The organism is Paenibacillus sp. sgz302191, from assembly GCF_057749925.1.
Genome location: NZ_JBYLHY010000017.1, coordinates 142,742 through 163,558 on the forward strand (window position 1 = coordinate 142,742; position 20,817 = coordinate 163,558).

Annotated in this window: 12 protein-coding genes; 1 reads left to right on the top strand and 11 read right to left on the bottom strand. The window is 53.3% G+C overall.

What is annotated here, in order from left to right; translation table 11 throughout:
- Positions 1 to 19: 19 nt before the first annotated feature.
- The 7 genes from AC3G2T_RS23385 to AC3G2T_RS23415 all read right to left on the bottom strand — a co-directional run bounded on the left by AC3G2T_RS23385 (position 20) and on the right by AC3G2T_RS23415 (position 13,740).
- Positions 20 to 3,301, bottom strand: a complete 3,282-nt coding sequence (locus AC3G2T_RS23385; protein ID WP_488437080.1) for a TIM-barrel domain-containing protein — start codon at positions 3,299 to 3,301, stop codon at positions 20 to 22.
- A gap of 195 nt (positions 3,302 to 3,496) precedes the next feature.
- Positions 3,497 to 7,267 carry a glycoside hydrolase family 31 protein gene (locus tag AC3G2T_RS23390; RefSeq protein ID WP_488437081.1) on the bottom strand — a complete coding sequence of 1,257 codons (3,771 nt, stop codon included), beginning with the start codon at positions 7,265 to 7,267 and terminating at the stop codon, positions 3,497 to 3,499.
- A gap of 93 nt (positions 7,268 to 7,360) precedes the next feature.
- Positions 7,361 to 8,707 carry an ABC transporter substrate-binding protein gene (locus AC3G2T_RS23395; protein ID WP_488437082.1) on the bottom strand — a complete coding sequence of 449 codons (1,347 nt, stop codon included), beginning with the start codon at positions 8,705 to 8,707 and terminating at the stop codon, positions 7,361 to 7,363.
- Positions 8,708 to 8,796: 89 nt separating this feature from the next.
- Positions 8,797 to 9,627 (bottom strand): carbohydrate ABC transporter permease, encoded by an 831-nt coding sequence (locus AC3G2T_RS23400; RefSeq protein ID WP_488437083.1) that lies wholly within the window; start codon positions 9,625 to 9,627, stop codon positions 8,797 to 8,799.
- Positions 9,617 to 10,501 (bottom strand): carbohydrate ABC transporter permease, encoded by an 885-nt coding sequence (locus tag AC3G2T_RS23405; protein WP_488437084.1) that lies wholly within the window; start codon positions 10,499 to 10,501, stop codon positions 9,617 to 9,619. The genes AC3G2T_RS23400 and AC3G2T_RS23405 overlap by 11 nt, the downstream gene beginning before the upstream one ends.
- A gap of 33 nt (positions 10,502 to 10,534) precedes the next feature.
- On the bottom strand, positions 10,535 to 11,560 hold the full coding sequence (locus AC3G2T_RS23410) for a LacI family DNA-binding transcriptional regulator (protein WP_488437085.1): 1,026 nt from the start codon (positions 11,558 to 11,560) through the stop codon (positions 10,535 to 10,537).
- A gap of 236 nt (positions 11,561 to 11,796) precedes the next feature.
- Complete coding sequence (locus tag AC3G2T_RS23415; protein ID WP_488437086.1) at positions 11,797 to 13,740, bottom strand: glycoside hydrolase family 127 protein; 1,944 nt, start codon at positions 13,738 to 13,740, stop codon at positions 11,797 to 11,799.
- A gap of 142 nt (positions 13,741 to 13,882) precedes the next feature.
- On the opposite strand from AC3G2T_RS23415, the gene AC3G2T_RS23420 reads away from it, so the two are divergent.
- Positions 13,883 to 14,755 (top strand): helix-turn-helix transcriptional regulator, encoded by an 873-nt coding sequence (locus AC3G2T_RS23420; protein WP_488437087.1) that lies wholly within the window; start codon positions 13,883 to 13,885, stop codon positions 14,753 to 14,755.
- A gap of 754 nt (positions 14,756 to 15,509) precedes the next feature.
- On the opposite strand, the gene ssuE is transcribed toward AC3G2T_RS23420, so the two are convergent.
- The 4 genes from ssuE to AC3G2T_RS23440 form a co-directional block, all read right to left on the bottom strand.
- Complete coding sequence (ssuE, locus tag AC3G2T_RS23425; RefSeq protein ID WP_488437088.1) at positions 15,510 to 16,058, bottom strand: NADPH-dependent FMN reductase; 549 nt, start codon at positions 16,056 to 16,058, stop codon at positions 15,510 to 15,512.
- A 221-nt stretch (positions 16,059 to 16,279) separates the two neighbouring features.
- Positions 16,280 to 19,384 carry a glycosyltransferase family 39 protein gene (locus AC3G2T_RS23430; RefSeq protein WP_488437089.1) on the bottom strand — a complete coding sequence of 1,035 codons (3,105 nt, stop codon included), beginning with the start codon at positions 19,382 to 19,384 and terminating at the stop codon, positions 16,280 to 16,282.
- 157 nt (positions 19,385 to 19,541) lie between these two features.
- Positions 19,542 to 19,769, bottom strand: coding sequence for a DUF7667 family protein (locus AC3G2T_RS23435; RefSeq protein WP_474687100.1), 228 nt, complete (start codon positions 19,767 to 19,769; stop codon positions 19,542 to 19,544).
- Between the two features lie 103 nt (positions 19,770 to 19,872).
- A complete protein-coding gene (locus AC3G2T_RS23440) occupies positions 19,873 to 20,547 on the bottom strand; it encodes an HAD family hydrolase (RefSeq protein ID WP_474687101.1) in 675 nt (224 codons plus the stop codon).
- Between the last annotated feature and the right edge of the window lie 270 nt (positions 20,548 to 20,817).

Here is a 20,817-nt window from a genome sequence, read left to right on the forward strand (position 1 = left end):
GGACAAGCCCTCCCTGCTTTTACTGTTCTTGGATCGCGATGTTATCCAGATTAATACCGAGCGAACTGGTGCCGTCGTAGCTGACTTTCACCGTATTCCAGCCGGCATTCAGGGTCACATTGACCGCAGCCGTCCCCCATGTGTCCCAATTCGCTGTTTGCGGCAGCGATAAATCCGTCACCTTGGCGTTATTGACATAAATGGCGCGCGATCCGCTGCCGGCTCCCGAAGCATAGCGCACTTTCAACGCGAAGGTGCCGGCAGCTTTTACAGAGACGTCAAAGGTCACGGAATCGCCCGTTGTTTCGAAATTGTCCACGAAGCCCGTTCCTGTATAGCCGGTATGATTCGTATTCGTGGAAACGCCTGTTTGCGCGGCAAACTCGGCTTCGTATTCCACTTTGTTGACGCCGTTTAAGACGACCGATTGAGCGGACGCGCTTGCGCCGAGCTTAACATAGGTGAATTTCTGAACGGTATCATAGTACCAGCCTGCTGAAGCTCCTATTAGTGAGCTAAGCGAGCTATACGCTGTCATCGGCGAACCGTCTACAGTCACAGAAGACGGTTTCGTCGTGAACACTTGCAGCGTCTTGGCCGCATTGATCGCAGGCACGCTGACCGTCTCTTTGTTCAGACCATACTGCTCGGTGGACGTGAAGGTTTTGACCGAACCGCCGATATCGTCATTCCAATCGTAAGCCGTCGTACCGAGCGGATAAATTCTGAAAGCCAGGTTGGTATAGCTTGTAAGGTTATTGCCTATGGTTGCGCCGATTTGGTATTGCGCGTTCAGATTCATCGGAATAATGCTGCCTGACTTCACAAACACAGGAAGATCATCCACGCCTGCGGTATAGTTGATCGTGCGCCCTCCCGGACGCTGCGCGCCGTACCAGAAATCGATCCAGTCCCCCTGCGGGAGATAGATGCTTTTGTTCGTCTCGCCTTGATTCATAACAGGAGCGACAAGCAGGCTGCCGCCGAACATATACTGCTGCGTCAAACCGTACGTATTGCTGTCGGTCGGATATTCAAGGGCCATGGCGCGCATCATCGGCACGCCGGTATCGCTCGATTTCTTCGCTTCGCTGTAAATGTAAGGGAGCAGATTCATCCGGGTATTCGTATATTTCGCAAAATGGCTAATAATGGTGTTGTCCCCTGTGCGGGCCTGCGCATTCCAAGGAGAACGCTCTTCGTTCGTGCCTGAGCTGCCGTTGGCTTCGGAATGGAACTGCATCACCGGAGCGAAGGCAGCCATCTCGGTCGCGCGTTTATACAGTTCAGCCGTTGGATACGTGCCTGTGAAGCCCGCCAAATCCCAACTCCAATAAGGAACGCCGGACATTCCGGCGGTCAATCCGGCCGATACGGCCTGCTGAAATGCGCCGAACGTCGACTCTTGGTCGCCGGACCAGAAGACTTGATTCGCCTGCGCGCCTTGCGTGCCGGAACGGCTGAAGCTGACGGCATCGCTTTTCTTCGAACGCGCGTATTCGTTATACGCCTTCACGTACTCGTTCGGATACTGATTGCGCATTTCGTCGCCTTTTTTGCCGTTCGAGAACGTGTTCGAGCGTCCCCAGACCATCTCGCCGCCATCGGTTTTGAAGCCGTCGATGCCAACGCCGTCAAACAAATAAGCGCGTTTGGACATCCACCAGTTTTTCGCATTCACATTCGTGAAATCAAGCAGCAGCGAGTTGCCGAACCACTGGCCGTCCGGTATGCGGTATTGCCCGCCGCTGCCATTGCCTACAGCATAGTTCTGGGCAATCATGTAAGCCTCGTCGTTGTCCTTCTGGGTATAGGGCGTTGAGGTCCATTTCTGAATAGGCACTTGCCATAACACAAGTTTCATCCCATTGCTATGCACGTTGTCCGCCATCGCCTTCGGATCCGTCCATCTGCCGCCGGAAGGGAACGTGAAATCCGTGTAGGCAAACGAAGCGCCGCCTGTTTTGGGCGTATACGTGGCATCATTGAAAATATAGAATGTATTCTCATCGCTCCACTGCTCAAGAACGAGGGCCGTCGCCGGGATATTGTTGGTATTCGCGTTCGAAATCGCCGTCGATACTTTCGTTTGACGGTCCCACTCATTGGCCGACATCCATAAACCAAAGGCCCATTTCGGCAATGCCGCGGGCTTGCCGGTAATCGTGGCATAATTGCTGACGACGCCTTTCAAGTCATTGCCATAGATGAAGTAGTAATCGAGCGTCGAATTGGCGCTGCCTCCCGTATCCGCCGTAAAACTGTACATATCCGAACGTTCTGTCGCCAAACGGAATTTGGAATAATACGTAGAGTTTACAAATATACCGTAACCGCTGCTGTTCAGCATAAAAGGGATCGCCATATACGTGCGGTCATTCTGATTTTTGTATTGATTGTATACATATGTGTCTACATTATTTCCGCGCTTGCGGAAGTTGTTGTAGTGCTCGCCGAACCCGAAAAACTCCTCGGATGCAGGTGTGTAGAAATGATCTTCCACCTTGTTAATGATTGTGCTGCCGTTGGTCAGCCAAGCCAGGTTCCGATTCGTCGTGCTGTCATATTGGCGTGCGATAAGCGTCGTGCCGTCCGGTTTGTAGACGTTAAGCCGGAATGGATTTTTGTCTACCTTGATCTTCAGTTTGGATGTCGTAATCCAAGCGGTGGACGCCGTATCCGACACGGAATAGTTGCTTAATCCGCTGCTGAGCGTCCCTGTCCCTGTCGGAGAAACTTGCACGCGGAACACATCGTCTGCCGTGAAAGAAATGTTGATTTTCGGCGTTAGCGTTCCTGTGTTCGGCACCGCGTTCAGTACAATGCGGTTCGTGTTATTGGTCACGGAGCTTATGCTGCTGACAGACTCCCAGTCCGTTACCGTGAAGGTGAACGGTCCGACGGTCTTTTCGTTTGCGCCATCTTTGTTGCCATGAACGGTATAGGCGATCACATCCCCTTTGGCAAAGCTGCCAAGGTTCGCCTCCCAATACGTATTGTTGCCGCTGTTGTATTTGTAGGCCGCTCCTACCGGCGTCTGATTGACGCCGTTTTTGGTCCAGGTCACCCAAGCCGTTTGTCCGGATTCAATCGGCCAGGTCGTAATTTTGATATACACCGTCTCGCCCGCTACCGGATCTCTCGGACTCCGCTCGGTAGTCTGAATGTCATAAAGATCGTCAATCCCGTAGGGAGCGTGGTATACGCCATCGATCGCATAAGCACTTGGAACAAGCAGGAAAAAACAGAGCAACAAAGAAGAACCGAACTTCACTGATGATAGTATTTTCCTTGCGAGCATGATTATTTCCCCTTTCATGTCGAATGATTGACAAACTATGGATGAGAACTGACCGACTGCTGCCGCATCGTCTTTTCCAAGCCTGCGCGCCTTCTTCCAGGCATCCCCCCTCTCCGGATTGGGCAGTCCGAACATAAGCTCTTCGAGACTGCCATGAATAACACCGCATATTTTCCGGCTGCATTTCCATGACGATCAACCTTCGATCACCAAACTTCCCGCTGAATCCCTGGTACAGAACATCACCTCTCTGTCCCTTAGACAGTAACTTCCTGGCAGCAGCTGCTCAACCTGCGCCGCAAGCGTCAGCTCGAAACCATTCAAGAGGACCGATTGCGCACTTTCCGGCCAATACAGAAGAAATGTCAACTGCTGCTGCACACTGCTCGACCAGCCCAGACGAATCCGTTTACCTTCCCTTTGCGCAGAAATGGTCACTTTGTTGCCCAAATCATCCTGGAATTCTTCTTGAAGCTCTGCCTTGACATATACGCGGAAACATAAGTGTTCATAACCATCCACCCGATTACCGACATGACCGCCGAGTTTGTAATTCTCCGCCAAGTTGATCGCGATCACGCTGTCTTCCTTTTGGTAGACAGGAATTTTCTCGATACCTGCAGCGACTTTCAGCAGACGCGGGCCTGCAACTTCCTCCTGATCAAACAGTGAGAGCCATGTCCCCTCCGGGAAATAAACCTCCTTCACACGATGTCCCTCTTCCGTAACCGGAGCAACGAGCAGGTGTTCGCCGAACATGTACTCGCTGATCATTTCCGTACAATGCGCATCGGCCGGATATTGCAGCGACATGGCGCGCATCATCGGCAGACCCGTTCGGCTCGCGCGGATGGCCTGATCATAAATGTATGGCAAAAGGTTCATTCGAATGTCCGCATATTTTTTGTACAGCTCAATAACGATCTGCTGTCCTGTCCGTTCGGCAATGTTCCACGGGGTCCGGTCCTGATTGAACTCGCCTTTCGTCTCGGCATGATATTGCATCACGGGGCAAAATGCCGCCATCTGGGCGGATCTCACGAACAGTTCCGCTGTCGGAATATCGCCATGAAAACCGCCCAAATCCCAGCCCCAGAAAGGGATGCCCGACATACCGCTCGACAGGCCGGCAATCATCGAGGAGCGAAACGCCTGGAAGGTCGAACGCTCGTCGCCCGCCCAATGCAGCGGATACCGCTGCGCCCCGGTGTATCCTGCACGGCTGAACGTAATGCCGCCTTCTTTGGTATGCTGTTGAACAAAATCATAATAACTGCCCACATACAAATTCGGGTATAAATTACGCATTTCGCGACCGGTGGAGCCATCGTGGAACTGGAGATCGTGGCCGAAGACGAACTCGCCGCCGTCGGTTTTGAAACCGTCCACGCCGATTTCATCAAGCAGATACTGGCGTTTATCGAACCACCATTTGACCGCATCAGGATTGGTAAAATCGATAATGTGGCAATCTTTGAACCAGTTATAAGGGAGTGTAAACGGCTCCCCTTGGGCTGTTTTCACGCAAAAGCCATGCTCAAGCAAAGTTATTTCATCGCGATCGCGCTGGCCATGGGCGACACCATACATAAACTTATGAATTGGTATCTGCCATAAAAGCACCTTCAACCCTTGGTTGTGAAGTTCTTCAACCATCCCTCGCGGATTCGGCCAGCGCCCCCACTCCGGGAATTGGAAGTCGCCATAGCGGAACGGCTGACTGCCGTCCTGCACCTCATACTGCGCATCGTTAAAAATATAGAACGTCGCCTCGTCGCTCCACTGCTCGATGACAAGCACTGTTGACGGTATCTCGTATTTGGCGGTTAACTCCGCTTGCTTCATGACCTCGTTCTGCGAGTCCCAGTTATTGCTCGACATCCACGGACCGAACGACCACTTGGGCGGCAGTGCGGGCTTGCCGGTAATATCCGTAAATTGTCCGATCATATCCAGAGGTTTCCCGGCAAATAAATAAACGACCAGTTGCTGATTCACCCGCGAAACGTCCGCTTCTACTTCTACCAAATCGGATAATCTTGTATGAAATCGGAACGCAGAATAAAGCGCTGTATCCACAAAAATGGCATACCCTCCCGATGAGATGGCAAAAGGAACGGGCATGTAGGTTTTCAAGCCTTGATCCCGGTACTGGTTGTACACATACTGATCCACCTCCTGTCCGGAGTATTCGTAATGGGCAAAACGTTCCCCCATGCCGAACCAGCGGTGCTCCGGCCTCGTCTTCATGTTGAGCCGCAACTTATGGACCGTTCCCGAGCCGTCGGTCAACGCTTCGATCAGCGGCTTCCCTTCGGCGGCGAAGCCTTCGGCAAGCAAACCCTCCGCGCTGCGCAAGGCCAGCGCAAGCTTCCCCTCGCGCACGCCGGCTTCCAGCCGTGCGCGTCCCATCTGCAGCGCTGCCTGCTGCACGCGCCGGGCGTATGCCCGTTCGCCCGCTGTGGCGAACGTTATCCGCACCGCGCCGCCGGCCTCGGCGCGGAATGCCAGCACAGACGGCTGCGCCATGTCTGCGCCGGCCAGCTCGACGACGAAGCCATTCGTCGTCTCGTACATCGCATGGACGCGCTCCAGCGCCGTCCATGACCGGACCTTAAAGCCATAAGTCGGCGAAACTGCCGACTTCCCCCCGGCCTGAAGCGCAAAAGCATAGCTGACCTCGTCACCCGCGAGGTAAGGGCCCAGCTGCGCTTCCCAGACCTTCTCCCCGCCGGCGAGCACTTTGACGACGGCCGGAACAGCTTGCGCCGCCGGAATACCGCCAACGACGGCCTGCACCGAAACCGCCTGACTCGGCTGGAACGGCTGCGTCAGCAGATGCACCACCACCGCATCGCCCGCTTCGGGCTGGCGGGGGAACCGCTCGCAAGCCAAGGTTACGTACGGATCGTCGTAACCTGTAGGCATATGTATGAGCGCGACGCTGTCCGCGCTCGCGTGCGCACCTGCGCCTGACACAAGCGCAGTCTGCGCCAATTCCATCAGCACAGCGCACCATGTGCTGATGGGCGGCAGCCCTTGCCCTTGCCCTTGCTCTTGCCCTTGCCCTTGCTCTTGCCCTTGCTCTTGCCCTTGCTCTTGCCCCTGCATCCGCTCACGCCAATAATCAAGCATCAGCGGCTCCTTCGCCGTCGTCATATCCACCTCATAAAGCGCGCCCTGCTCCTCTTGCAGCGCCTCTACCCGGGCCAGCAGTTCCTTCGCCCGCACTGTATCGCCTTTTTTGGCGTAGTACCAAGCCAAGAGGCAAGTCACATCAGGCCGCTCACAGCCGCCGAAATAGGTGTCGCTCTCCCACAGTCTAACGCCCTTGCCGACAAGCGTCTCTTCCAGTTTATACAGCGCCTCTATCAGAATTCGGTCTTCAATACCAAGCATTCCGAAGGGAATAGCCGCAGCGGTAATTTCTCCGTGAATCGCCGTATCCCCAAGTTGGCTGACAACCCTTCCATTTTTAATAAACTTAGCAAAAAGGAGTTCTCGTAACGACTTCATCAAATGCAAGCCTATTTCGCCTGCACCGTGCTGCATATTCGATTGGATGGCCGCAAAATATATGGCAAGGTGACTAAGATAGATGCCTTGATTTTCCCCTTGCAGCCAATGAGGCTGCGGTTTTTTCCAATTTGCATCGATCAGCCGAACCGCAGCATGAATAAACTCCTGAATTTCCGCGCCGAAAGATTCGTCATCACTCGCCTTAAGATACTCGCCGGCAGCCCACAGCACCAGCGCTTGATCCGTCAGCGCCGCTTGTTCCAGACGCTTGCTTCCGCATAAAACCCTTAACAACGGCAGCGCCCGATCCGGCTCTCCACGCCGCACGAACGCATAGCTTAAAAATGCCGCTTCGCGAAAACCAGCCTTCTGTCCGCCTATCGCCAGTTCTCCTGTTAAAGCATCGATCTCAACGTTCGCATACTGCTGCAAATCCGGTTTATTCACAATAAAATCCTCCTTGCTAACGTTCTTATTAGGGAAACCAAAAGGGGCAGTTGCCGCAACAATGCCCCTCCATGCCGACTCCAAGTCTGCCTGTTATTTACTTGCCAGCTTCTCAATCTTGGCTTGCGCTTCATTCAGCGCCTTTTCCGCCGTGTAGTCCTGCTTCAGCTTTGCTTTATCGATTTCATCGCCGATCGCTTTCGTCAAATCGCTCCATTTGTCCGGAATCGGACCGACTGGCGTAAGCACAAGTGTATTCAGCGCTTCAAGCACGACTTTCTTCGATTCAGGTGGCGTTTGTTTGAAATAAGCCTCCATCGCTTTCTCATCGGAAACCGCCGGAACGCTCCAGCCCTTCTCGATCCGCTTACTCACAACCGCAGGGTCGGAGGACATGAATTTAATAAACTTCCAAGCGGCTTCCGCATTCTTCGTTTTATCTGAAACGACAAGACCGTCGGCAAAGAAATGATGCGCTTTCTTCGTATTGCCCGGCTCCAGCGCAATATCCCATTTGAACGGCGCATCCGCAAATCGGCCGAAATTCCAAATACCGCCGCGCAGCATCGCGATTTTGCCCGCTTTGAAGGCGTTCAAATCCGCGTCCGGCTGGTTGAAGGTGTCGTCGTTCAGCGGAGGAGATACTTTATACTTTCTGGCTTTATCCAACATCCAGTTCAAAGCTTCGATGTTCTCCTTGCTGTTAACCGTTGGCTTGCCGTCTGCGCTCCAGATGCCTCCGCCGTTCTGCGAGATCGTTTTGTAGAACTCATAGAATTGGATCGGCGAATAAGTGCCCCAGACGCCGCTTTTGGCGTCGGTCAGCTTCTGAGCCGCTTCCAGCTCCTCTTTCCACGTCCAATCCGCCTTCGGATAACCAACCTGCTTTTTGTCAAACAAGTCCTTATTGTAGAAAAGAACGACATCCGAAAACGACTCTACAACCCCGTATTGCTTGCTATTGTATTTGAAAGAATCATAGGCGAGACCTTTGTAAATGTCCGGTTTGAACGCTGCGTCCTGCGCAATGATCGGGGTCAAGTCTTTTAATGTATTTTTGGCGGCATAAGAGACGAAGTTTTCGTATCCGACCTCGAATACGTCAGGCGCATCCCCCGATGCAAGCTGTGTATTGAGTTTCGTGTAGTAGTTGTTATAATCGACGATATCCACTTTGACCTTCACGCCGGGATTTGCGGCTTCGAACGCTTTCACCATATCGCCGAGCGTCTGCTCTTGAGAGCCGCTTGCGGTGTACTGCATGAACTTGAGCGTAACCGGATCTTTCTTCGCCTCCTGTGTTGCCCCCGGCGCAGTTGCGTCCTGTTTCGGAGTCGCCTGAGACGACGCTTCCGGTTTACGATCCGACCCGCACCCCGCTGCCGCAAGTGAAACAATGACGCTTAACGCAACGACCCAACCTGTTTTTCGGGCACCCATGCAGAACCCTCTCTTCACATGAAATTTTGTCTGAGTCTTCATTACCAACCATGCACGCCTTCCCCGCGGTAAGCGCATCCCCCCTCTCATTATCCTTTTACGCCACTCATGGTCATGCCCTTAATGAAATATCGCGATGCGAACAAGAACACGACGAAAATCGGAATAAAGCTAATGACATTGCCCGCCATCAAAATGTTCCATTCCGTCGCCCATCTGCCTTGCAGCTTGCTCAGCCCGATCGGAAGGGTCATCAGTTCCTTGTCGCTCGTGATGATAAGAGGCCATAAGAAATTGTTCCACGATGCCATGAAAGCAAAGATCGCCAACGTGGCTAGGGCGGGTTTGCTGAGCGGGAGTATGATACTCGCAAACACCCGTACATAGGAAGCTCCGTCCATCCTTGCCGCCTCGACCAGCGGATCGGGAATCGTCATGATATGCTGTCTTAGCAGGAATGTGCCGTAAGCGCTGAAAATGCCGGGCAAAATGAGACCCGGATACGTGTTCGTCAAGTGCAGCTTCTGAAAGACGATAAAGAGCGGGGTCATCGTCACCTGCATCGGAATCATCATCGTGATCAGGTAGAGTACAAATAACGGCTCCCTGCCCCGAAATGGAATTTTGGCGAAAACGAACGCCGCCATCGCGCACACAACCACCTGAGCAATCGTTGTCACGGCCGATACGCCAATGCTGTTGCCTAAGAAACGATAGATCGGAAAGTACTTGGCAATTTCAACATAATTGCTGAACTTGAATGTATCGGGAATGAGATTGGGCGGCATCCGAACGACCTCCAGGCTGTCTTTGAAAGATCCGGACAACATCCAAACAAACGGGAACACGAGAACGACAGCCGCTGCGAGCAAAATCATATGCGACAGCAGGTTCCGATATGGCATATATTTATCGGTCATAGGTAACCCACCTTTTCTGAAGCTGCTGTTGAACGACCGTGACTGCGAAAATAATAACGAACAAGATCCAGGACTGCGCGGAAGCAAAACCCATTTTATAACTTTGGAAGGCGTTTCCATAAATTTGCTGCACGAGCGTACTCGTTTGCCCGGCCGGACCTCCGTTTGTCATCACCAGCACCTGATCGAACAGTTGGAAGCCATTGATCAGCGAAATGACAAGCACGAAGAAAATGCTCGGCGTAAGCAGCGGAAGCGTCACCCGGAAAAATTGCTGAAATCCTCCGGCTCCGTCGATCGTCGCCGCTTCATAGTAGTCATCGGAGATATCCTGCAAGCCCGCAAGCAAAATCACGGTCACATACCCGATGTCTTTCCATACGCTCACTGCGATAATCGAGGGCATTGCCCATACGAAATCTTGAAGCCACACAGGACCTTGAATCCCGACCAGCGACAACAGGTAGTTAATGAGTCCGTTCTGACCATTGAGCAGCCAGCGCCATACGATGGAAACGGCAACCCACGAGGTGATGACCGGCACGAAGATGAAAATCCGGTACAGCTTAACGCCTCTCAGCTTCCGATTCAGCAGTACTGCAAACAACAAGCCGAACACGAGCACGGAAGGAATATAACCTACGATATATTGAAGAATGTTCAAAAGGGATGTAAGCGTTTTCTCATCATGCAAAGCTTCGCTGTAATTATCCAGTCCGACGAACTTGGCCGGCGTAAGCAAATCCCAATCGGTGAAGGAAATCACAGCCGAGGAAAGCATCGGGATAAGCTGGAAGAAAAGCAATCCCGCCAAACTTGGGAATAAGAATCCGATGATGACAGCCATTCTGGAAAATCGCTTTTGTCCTACCATGTCATTCTCCTTTTCCCGGCTCCCGAGAGAGGACTACTCCCTCCGTCTGACCGTACCTCTTTCCATAATCGCAAGCGGCAGCATGATTTCATTCGTTTCCTGCCCGCCGCTTCCCTGAATCATATTGATGAGATGTTCGGCTGCAATTGCTCCCTTTTCGGTAATATTTTGACGGATTGTTGTGAGGGGCGGCAGAAACATTTTGGACATCGATATATCGTCAAAGCCGATGACCGATATATCTTCAGGCACTCTTTTGCCCACATCCATCAGGCTGCGAATCGCTCCGAATGCGACCATATCGCCCGTAGCAAACACGGCTGTAATTTCCGGATGTTTACTTGCAATTAGTTGCCCTGCCGCCATCCCGTGCTCATAGCTCATCGAATCTTCAAACACATAATCCGGATTGTAGAAAAAGTTCGCTTCGCGTATTGCCCGCTTGTAGCCGAGAAAGCGTTTTTCCACGACACCGTCCCGGCGAATCGCCCCTGTAATCAACCCAATATTCGAATGCCCTTTGTCGATCAAATACTTCGTCGCCAAATAACCTCCGTACTCGTCGTCGATGCCGATCCGTTTAAAATAACTGTCGTTAATATAGCTATCGATCAGCACGATTGGGATGTTGATTTTCTTGAATCCGTCATAAAACTGCTCCGGATATATCCCCATCATAATAGCGCCGTCCAGGTTCCGCTGGACCGACAGGTCCAAATAGCTCTCGCCCTGATTCACGCCGGATAATAACAAATGGTAACCGTACTCGCGCAGCTTGCTCTCAATGCCGCTGATCATTTCGCTGTAGAAAGGATTTTCAAGAATGAGCTGTTTATGCGATTCCGTCTGCGGAATAACGATGCCGATGAGCTTCGATTGATTTTTGACCAGGCTTCTTGCAGAGAAATCAGGAATGTAGTTGATCGTTTCAATGATCGTCTTGATGCGTTCGATCGTTTCCGCCGACACCTTGTCAACCCTGCCGTTTAATGCGTAGGAGACAGTTGCCGTTGAGACGCCTGCGGCTTTGGCTACATCTTTAATGGTTGGTTTTTTCATTATTTATCCCTCTATTAGTTATACGTTTAACTAAATTATAAGGGATTCCATCTCATTTTACAATATGATAGCGCTTTATTTTTTGTGTAAAATCATTTATAGGTTTAATCGTTTAACTAAATTTTATGGTTTGCCCCGCGATTTAGAACTCTCTTTTCCGCCTGAACGAGCCTCTTAATCGGCAATAACCCACACCTTATCATCAAGATGTGGGCTTAACTGTGATTGAATCAGGATCACTTGCGGCAATCTATCCCATATCGTACCCATACGCTCATTTCGCCCTGCCCCCGGTTGCCCCACAAATAGTACGGCACGGCTTTCCAGCGAAAAGACTGCGTATGCCGGACCAGAGGCCGGTACGGCTGATCCGCCCAGGAAGACGCGTCATCGGCGTGTCCTTCCCCTACAATGACGATTGCGCCTCCCGGAAATTGCTCCTCGCGAACGGCAGCAAGCCTGGAGTCCGCCGATATCGAAATCGCCGAAACGGGGCTTCCGTTGTCGATTTCTTCCAGGCAGTAGACCAGCGGCCCGCGCTGAATCGCAGCTTTGCCGGCATTGGCCCGGATCTGCGGGTTGGCTTCCAGCAATTGAATGTCCATCGCCAATTTCCATTCCACACGATCCCCTTGCTTCCACACTCTCGCTGCCAGCGCATAGCCGTCCTTCACGGTATACGGCTCGGGGGTCCCGTTAATGATCATGACGGCTTCGCCCCTGCTCCATTCGGGAATCCGAAGCGCGAGCGTTACCGGGGTTTCCGGCGCGGAATCGATCTCGAACGTTACTTTGCCGCTCCAGGGCAGTTCGGCACGCTGCTTCAGCGTCACTTCTCCGGCATCGGTTTGCAGCGACGCCGAGCTGCCGATAAACAGATGAGTATAAACGGTGTTCGCCGGCTTGTCGACGGTATAAATATAGTCGTTCAAGGAGCTTAACAGCCTTGCCGCATTCGGAGGGCAGCAGGAGCAGCCGAACCATTTTTGCCGGACCGCCTTGACGTGGCGTCTGCCCGGATTTTTAGCGCTCGCCTCCGGCCATACTTCAAGCGGATTCACGTAAAAAAAATGCTTGCCGTCCAGCGCCATGCTGCCAAGCACGTTGTTGTACAGCGCGCGTTCCATCATGTCTGCATACTCGCTCTTAGGCTCCAGCTGCAGCATGCGCTGCGCGAAAAAAATAAGCCCGATCGATGCGCAAGTTTCCGCGTACACCGTATCGTTCGGAAGATCGTAGTCGAAGGAGAACGCTTCGCCATGATGGGTCGAGCCGATGCCGCCGGTAATGTACATTTGCCGCCCGGTCATATTGCTCCACAGCCGCCGGCTCGCTTCCGCCAATTCCCGATCGCCGGTCAAGCGGGCCAAATCCGCCATAGCCGTATACATGTAGACGGCGCGCACGGAATGCCCGACAGCGACCGATTGCTCGCGCACCGGAAGATGGCTTTGAGTGTAGGCGAGGTCTGGCTTGGCGGTAATCCCCTGCACCCAGTGGCTGGTGCGCCCTCTTCGCTCCCACTCCAGATGAAAATAATTCGGCTCCTGCCCCCGCTGATCGATAAAATACTGGCTTAACCGCAAATAGCGCGATTCTCCGGTCGCCTGATACAATTTGACCAGCGCCAGCTCTATTTCCTGATGCCCGCAATATCCTTGCAGCTTGCCTTCTTCCGGGCCGAATACGGAATCGATATGATCCGCGAATTTGCACGCGATATCCAGCAGCTTTCTTTTCCCGGTTCCGTGGAAATAGGCTACGGCGGCTTCGATCAAATGCCCTGCGCAGTACAGCTCGTGGCATTCGTGCAGATTGGTCCATTCTTTTCCGGGTTCCTTGATCGCATAGTACGTATTCATGTAACCGTTATCGCGCTGCGCCTGCGCAATCAGCTCAATCGCCTCGTCGGCCGTCCGCTCCAAAGCGGGGTCCGGATGATGGCCCAGCGAATACCCCACCGCTTCCAGCCACTTGGTCAAATCGCTGTCCTGGAACACCATTCCCCCGAACTCGCCCTCTTCCAGGCCTGCGGCAATCCGAAAATTGCGGATCGCGCAGCTGGGCTCCGCATCTTTAATACGATCGTTCAGCGCCTCCCATTGGTAAGGGATCACCGTATTTCTTACAAGCTCCGTATAGCGATTCCAAAAATCGTCCTCAATGCGGATACGTTCCATATGTCATCCTCCCAAAAACATCATGAATTAACCCTTCACTCCTGCAAGTATATCTTGTAAAATAAAGAGAAAATACGAATAAAATGAACTCATTTTTATAAAATTCAACACAAGCACATGGTGTGTCCGGAGGGATCGATCGATGAGTGCGGATATCCATTTTTCATTTGATCTGCCGCCTCTGCCCTACTATTTGGGCTGCGGCAAAAGCGTATACGCCCCCGGGGAACAGCATCCGAACCGGCGGCATTTGGGCATGTTCGACCTGCTCCTGATCGTGAAGGGGACGCTGTACATGGGCGAGGATGAGCGGTTGTGGGAGCTGAGCGAAGGGCAGATGCTGCTGCTCCGCCCCGAAGGGCACCATTATCCGACCCGGCCATGCGCGGAGGAGACGGAGTTTTATTGGGTGCATATAAATTGCGCCGGGGATTGGCAGGAGGTTCGGGAAGAGGAACGCCCGCTGCAGCCGAACCGCCAGCCCTTCGCGAATCCTTATACGCTGCGGCTTCCGCAGTTTGCCGCCCTGCTGCAGCCTTCCGTCGCCTTCCGAATCGTGCAGCAGCTTATGGATATTTCCGGCAACCGCCGCTCCACGGCTTTCTGGCAGGAGCAGGCGCTGTGCATGGAGCTGCTGCGGCTGTTGGAGCAGGAGAGCCGGGATCATCATTCCTCGCCCGTGATGAAGCTGGCGGAAGCTGCGGAAGCTTTTCTCAAGCAAAATTACCGGAAGGACATTACGAACGAAGCTCTCTCCAACGCTCTGCATTTTCATTCCAACTACATCGTCCGCTGCATGAAAGAAGTGTACCGCTGCACGCCCATGGAATATTTGCACGAATACCGCATCGAGCAGGCCAAACGGCTGCTTATTACGACGGAGTGGCCCATCGCCCAAATTGCCGAGTATGTCGGCTTTTCCTATACGCCCTACTTTTCAAGCTGCTTCCAAAAGAGCGTCGGACTGCCCCCGCTCCGCTTCCGCAAGCAGTATTTTGCGCTGGCGGCGCGGTGATTACCGCGATGCTACGTCGCGGGCGCGGTGGGTGCGGCGGGTTGCGGCGCAGGATCAGACAAGGCTACGTCGCGAGCGCGGCAGGTGCACCGCAGGTATCAGGCAAGGCTATGTCGCGGGCGCGGCGGGGTGCGGTAGGTGCACGGCGGGTTGTGGCGGGTACACGGCAGGTATCAGGCAAGGCTGAGGGGAAAGCCTGCGATTGTGCAGGAGGCTTTTGGCGAAAAGCCTGCGGTTGTCAGAGTGTCGAGAAAGTCGCGACACTCTGTCAGGGCAGCCGGAGGGGGTTGCGGCTTGGCAAATTTAAAAGCCTGCAAAAGTGCAGGCTTTTTCTGTGCATGAGGCTCATTTTGAGGAAAAACCTGCAATTGTGCAGGAATTCCCGATAAAAATGGGCCTGAGCTCGCGCAGCAGCTAAGAAGCCTGCACATTTGCAGGAATTTTTCGCTGAAGGTGTATCCGCGAGCAAAAACCTGCACTTTTGCAGGCTTTCTCCGCGTTGTCAATCAGATGTGCTGTCAGGCTGTTGAGAAAGTCCAACTGAATTCCCCTCAGATCAATTTGTATGCGGGTGGCTCTCAGCTCGAAGAGGAAAAATTGATCTAAACCGATCTGAGAAGGGGTATTTCGGCTCGCTGCCAGCGCATGAACGGCTGCGCCGTCTTTGGGCGGCTTCCCGGGGGTCGCTGCGTAGCAAAAAAAACCGCCGCCGGACCCACGATGGACCCGGCGGCGGCCTGCCTGCAACGCTCTTTTATACCTTGCGGCTTGTATGCCACTTGATTTCCTGAATAAATTCCGCAACCGATTCATGCAGGCGCGCGGAAATTTCTTCGTCCAAAATGGCCTGCCCCTGCTCGCCCCAAGTTACCTGCTTATCGAGCGCGTAAACGCCCTGCAAAATGTTTTGCGCGCCCAGCGAAGACAATACCGGTTTGAGCGCATAGTCGATCGCCAGCAAATGCGCGATCGTTCCGCCGACTGCAAGCGGCAGCACGATTTTGCGGTCGAGCCCTTTTTGCGGCAGCAGGTCGAGGAACGCTTTCAATACGCCCGTGTAGGAAGCTTTGTACACCGGGGTAGCGACGAAAACGGCATCCGCTTCGGCAACCAGCGCGTTAGCTTTGACAATCGCCTCGCTGTCAAATTTTGCATAAAGCAAGTCCTCGGCCGGAATGTCCCGCACTTTAATCCATTCCACTTCCAGGCCTGCTTGGAGCAGCTCGCTTTTGGCCGTTTCAATAACGCCGTGCAGACGGGATGTCGGGGTCGGACTTCCGGAAATAATAACCACTTTTGCCATGCCAGTTCACTCTCCGCATGTGATAGTTGATGAAAAAGAGACTCCGCAGCTTTGTTTGCAATCAAAGGGGGGAGTCTCCAGAGGTCCGGTCGACTTGCTCGTATTAATTCATAGTAAATAACTTGGTTTTATCTTACCACCGGCATTCCGGCCCGTCAACCATTATTTGCACGCCCCCGGCCGCTCCAGAGGCTTGCAGGCAGCTCCGGACGCCGGCCGCACTAGAAAAAGTTCCAGCCCGGCAGCCATCTAAGGAAATGCGAGTAAGCCGCAGGAATAACCATGCCCGATAAAATCGGGTAAAATAGCGCGAACATGACGAACACGGCTCCCAAATATCCGTACACCCATCTCCGTCTGCCGGCGGTGGCGGATTCCTGCATGTATCCCTTGATGTAGTAAGTCAAAATCAAAATGAGGAACGGCACCATCGCGAAATAATGATAAATAAAAGTCAGCCGCGGCACGAGCATCCACGGCAAATACTGCGAGCCGTAGGCGATGAGCAGCATGCCCAGCTTTTTATCGCGCCGCTTCACTGCGACATAGAGCGAAACGATCACCGCGGCGAAGCCGGGCCACCAAACAAGCGGGTTGCCGAACGATATGATGCTGGACAGCATGCCTTCCGGCAGCATTTTGCCTTGATAATACCAGATCGGCCTGAGCATCAGCGGCCATTCCCACCAAGGCGAAGAGAAGGGATGCGTCGCGACGAGATCTTTGTGGTATTTGTACATGTGCACCTGATAAGTAACGACATCCTTCAGGCTGTGGCCCGGACCCGGCACCATCATGAAAGGGATATAGGACAGCGTGTAAATAATCGCAGGCACGATAGCGAACATCAGGATGCAGTAAGCCAGCGTAAGGAGCGTATACTTCGGAAAAAGACGCCTCACCTGCTGCAGCCTGCCGCGGTCTTCGTCCGCAAGCGTCTCGCCTTCCAGCGCGCTCCGCGCAAGCCGGTATTCGCGGAAGCGCTCCAGGAGCGTCAGGAACAGCAGCAGAGCGAGCCCTGCGCCGCCGTAGATGACGATCCATTTGGACGCGGCGCCGATGCCGAAAAACAAACCCGACAAGCCGAGGGGCACTAGCGTCTTCCACAGCCGTTCCCGATAAAAGCTGAGCGTCGTGTAGCGGTACATGAAGTAGAACATCAGCATGATGAAAAACACGCCGTACACATCGATCGTAGCAATCCGCGTCTGGGCAAAATGCATGAAATCGAACGTCATCAAAAACGCGGCGATAAACCCGAACTCGGAGCGTCCGAACATCCTTTTGGCAAACACGTAGATGACAGGAATCATGCCGATTCCGAATACCGTGCCGACGATTCTCCAGCCGAACGGATTCAGCCCGAACAGCCAAATGCCGAGCGAAATCAGTATTTTCCCAAGCGGAGGGTGGGTGCTCTCATACGGTTCGATCTTGTGAAGATGCTCGTAGGCCGTCCGCGCGTGATAAATTTCGTCGAAATAGCTGCCTTCCATAAACGTTGGCGTGTACGGAACTACGGCCGGCTCGTCGAACACGTTTTCCGGCTTGCCTTGATCGGCGGGGTTCGCCTCCTGTGCGGTCACCGCTTGAACCGGCACAATCGTGCTGCTGCCGTCGGCGAAAATGCCGACTTCATGCAGGCGCAGCCCCGAACTTTCCAGCGAATCGGCCGTAATTTTCACGTATCTCGCCTGTACTTTCGGCTCCACCGTATTCCAGGTGAGCACTTTCGTGTGATCGGATTTGACGGTCGTTTGCTGGCTCCACGCTTGGCCGTCCGTGGAAAACCAGAACGAATACGAGCCCTCGCCAACCCCGGCGAAGCTGTTGATTCTCGTAATGCTGCGCGTGCTGCCGAGATCGGCGACGACCGCCTCTCCCGTCTTGGCAGGCTTCCAGAACGTGACCGGATCCTCGTGCCCGCCCAGACGGTACAAGGCGATGATCGAATAAACCAAAATCAGTCCGCCCAAATACCAGGCATCTTTTTTGGAAAAAAAGCGCCCTTTGCCGCTTCGCTCCAGTTCGTCCTCCGCAGGCTGGAAAATCGTTTTCCAGCGGTCGGCGGGCTCGCCCTCCTCGTTCTCCGCCCCGGCATCCGTCTGCTGTGCCTGGCCTTCGGGCTTTTCGAACGTTTGGTGCTGTACGAAGTACCGCCATCCTAATACAGCCGCGTATGCAAACAAAATAACGTTGACGGCCGAGACGACGAGCATCAGCGGATCGAAACGGGGGATGTGGTAATCCTGATGGAAGCTGCGCAGCAGCACATCGGCCACGTTGATAAAATGCGTAAGGCTGAAGCCGATAAACAAGCCGAGTACCCGCCTGTCCTTCAAATAAATGAAACTCGCCAGCGCCAAAAGCAGTCCGTAATGCAAATACCGCTCGTGCATTTTGGTCGAACAGATGAAAACGGCCGTAATGAACAAAAATGCGACATACAGCAGCGCCCCCTTCCGGTCTTTGCTGCGGATGTACAAGTAGCAGCAGTAGAGCAGCGATGCGGCCATCAGCACCCAGCCCAGCGATTGGTACGATACGTGCAGCATGCTTTTGGTCATTTCGGTAAAATTGCCGCCCAACAGCGCCATGAGATTAAACGCATTGAGCGAAGCGTATGGATATGAAGACAGTGTGCTTATGTACAGTTCGAACAGCCAGCCGTACCCTCTGCCGATGGCAAAAGGCAGCGCCAGCACGGCTATCGTGGCCGCGCCGCTCAAGCAGCTTAATGCGAATGTCATCCAGCTGCGCTTTTTGATGACGTCAATCAGCAGGAACGGCCCGAACAGCAGCGCCTGCGGCTTGAGCAAAATCGCCAGTGCCAGAAATACCGCAGCCAGCGGCAGCTTCCCCTTCTGCTGCTGCAGCAAGGCGGCGAGAATGAACATCATAAAAAAGGAGTCGACCTGCCCCCATACCGCCGAATTGACCCACATCGCCGGATTGAACGCGAACAATGCGGCGAGTCCGAGAGCGGGGAGCCAGGCCCGGCAGCCGCCTCCAACCTTGACGGCGATCCGGTACACGGCGTAGGCCAGCCCGATATCGGCGAGCATCGCAGGGAGCTTCAAAATCGTCAACGATAGCCCGCTTTCCCATGGAATATGGAACAGATGATGAATGAGGCCGATCAGGTATAGCACATACATATACCCTGGGGGGTAATCAAGAAAAAAATTGGCGGCATCCGTGTACAATCCCGAAAGACCTGCGGTATATGCGCGGTCCGCCCAAGCCATAAACGTGCGTACGTCCGTATCGTAACCGGTCCATACCGGTGCAATGACGATCCGCAGAAGCAGCGCCAGGATTAACATGCATCCTAGCAAAAGGTGCCTTTTTGAAGCCAAGCTTTGAATTTGCCTGAATCGGCTGAACATGCAGCAATCTCCTTTTCCCCAACATGACTATATCCATTATACCCGCCGCTTCCTCCGCAGAAAAGCATGAGAAAAGAAGCACCGACAACAGGTGTCAGTGCTTCGGTTCAAGTTTCTCGATGCGTTCGCAAATTTCATGCAGCCACTCGTAGTCATGAGTCAGCGATGCGCACAACGATAAATTATCCAGCTTCAGCCGGTTCCACACATACGTCGCGTTCGCTTCCAGACACAGCATCAGCTCATCCTGCTCCGCCTGGGTCAACTCGCGCGCTCTGCGCATTGTCCATAATTCTGCCATACGTTGATGAACGGCCAACATGATCCGACATCCCCCTGCCCAAAAAAATTGCTGCTATTATGCATTATGGACAAAGAATGCCGGTTTATAACCCGGAGGCCAAAACTGCCGCACAGTTTTGACGTCATTGCGCCTGCCGGGCGCCAACCCGCTCAATCACGCAGTGGAGATCCATATCCAGCATGGAGTTTAATGTCAAATGGACGCCCGCAGGCGCCTCCAGACCGCTTGTAACTTCGTTCGGGACGACGACGCATTTCATGCCCGCGCGTATGGCGGCCAGCGCACCGTTCGGCGAATCCTCAAAAGCGACGGCTTCTTCCGGCCGAACCCGAAATTCGGCAAGAACCTGAATGTACAATTCGGGGTCGGGCTTTACGTTTTGCGCATCCTCATGTGTGCGGATACAGTCGAAATATGTTTTCAAGTTCCACTTTTCAAGAAACGGAAAAATCCAGTCCTTCGGCGCACTTGACGCAAGCCCGATTCTTAGCCCCATCTCCCGCGCGCAATCCAAATACTCTCGCACCCCCGGCCTCGTTCCTTCATTCCCGAACAGGACATCAAACTTGTCCCGCCTCAGCTTTCTCAGCAGCTCCCGATCATGCTGAACGCCTGTCTGCTCCTGCAAATAGCGGTAGGGGTCAAAAGTGTCGGCATCCCCTCCGATTCGAGTGCAATAAAGCGCAAGCGGCAAATCTACTCCGTAATCTTTCAAAAGCTCCCGAAACGAATAGTATTCAAAAGTTTCCGTATCCATCATAAGTCCGTCAAAATCGAAAACTACCGCTTTAATCAAAAATAACCGCTCCTCCGCAATTTGCTTTATTACGGTATCACTGTACCATTTTATCTAATTAAAGTAATGATAAAGTAAATCTTCGCGGTTGTAAACTGTGAGTCAGGCGTGGGATTCGCGTCACTCGGGATTGGGGGGCTTGCCCAATGTTGTCAGGTTAAGCGGTTATAGCCCCCGCCGCTTGGTCTTCGTGAATTTGTTAGCTTTTGTCTGTTTGTTCCGTTTGAAAGAGCGATCCTTCACTATGGGGACGATGTTGCGCTGAAGCTC

Coding starts and splice junctions, on each gene's coding strand:
- AC3G2T_RS23385 (WP_488437080.1), bottom strand. CDS start 3,301: ATGCTCGCAAGGAAAATACTATCATCAGTGAAGTTCGGTTCTTCTTTG.
- AC3G2T_RS23395 (WP_488437082.1), bottom strand. CDS start 8,707: ATGGGTGCCCGAAAAACAGGTTGGGTCGTTGCGTTAAGCGTCATTGTT.
- AC3G2T_RS23400 (WP_488437083.1), bottom strand. CDS start 9,627: ATGACCGATAAATATATGCCATATCGGAACCTGCTGTCGCATATGATT.
- AC3G2T_RS23405 (WP_488437084.1), bottom strand. CDS start 10,501: ATGGTAGGACAAAAGCGATTTTCCAGAATGGCTGTCATCATCGGATTC.
- AC3G2T_RS23410 (WP_488437085.1), bottom strand. CDS start 11,560: ATGAAAAAACCAACCATTAAAGATGTAGCCAAAGCCGCAGGCGTCTCA.
- AC3G2T_RS23415 (WP_488437086.1), bottom strand. CDS start 13,740: ATGGAACGTATCCGCATTGAGGACGATTTTTGGAATCGCTATACGGAG.
- AC3G2T_RS23420 (WP_488437087.1), top strand. CDS start 13,883: ATGAGTGCGGATATCCATTTTTCATTTGATCTGCCGCCTCTGCCCTAC.
- ssuE (WP_488437088.1), bottom strand. CDS start 16,058: ATGGCAAAAGTGGTTATTATTTCCGGAAGTCCGACCCCGACATCCCGT.
- AC3G2T_RS23430 (WP_488437089.1), bottom strand. CDS start 19,384: ATGTTAATCCTGGCGCTGCTTCTGCGGATCGTCATTGCACCGGTATGG.
- AC3G2T_RS23435 (WP_474687100.1), bottom strand. CDS start 19,769: ATGTTGGCCGTTCATCAACGTATGGCAGAATTATGGACAATGCGCAGA.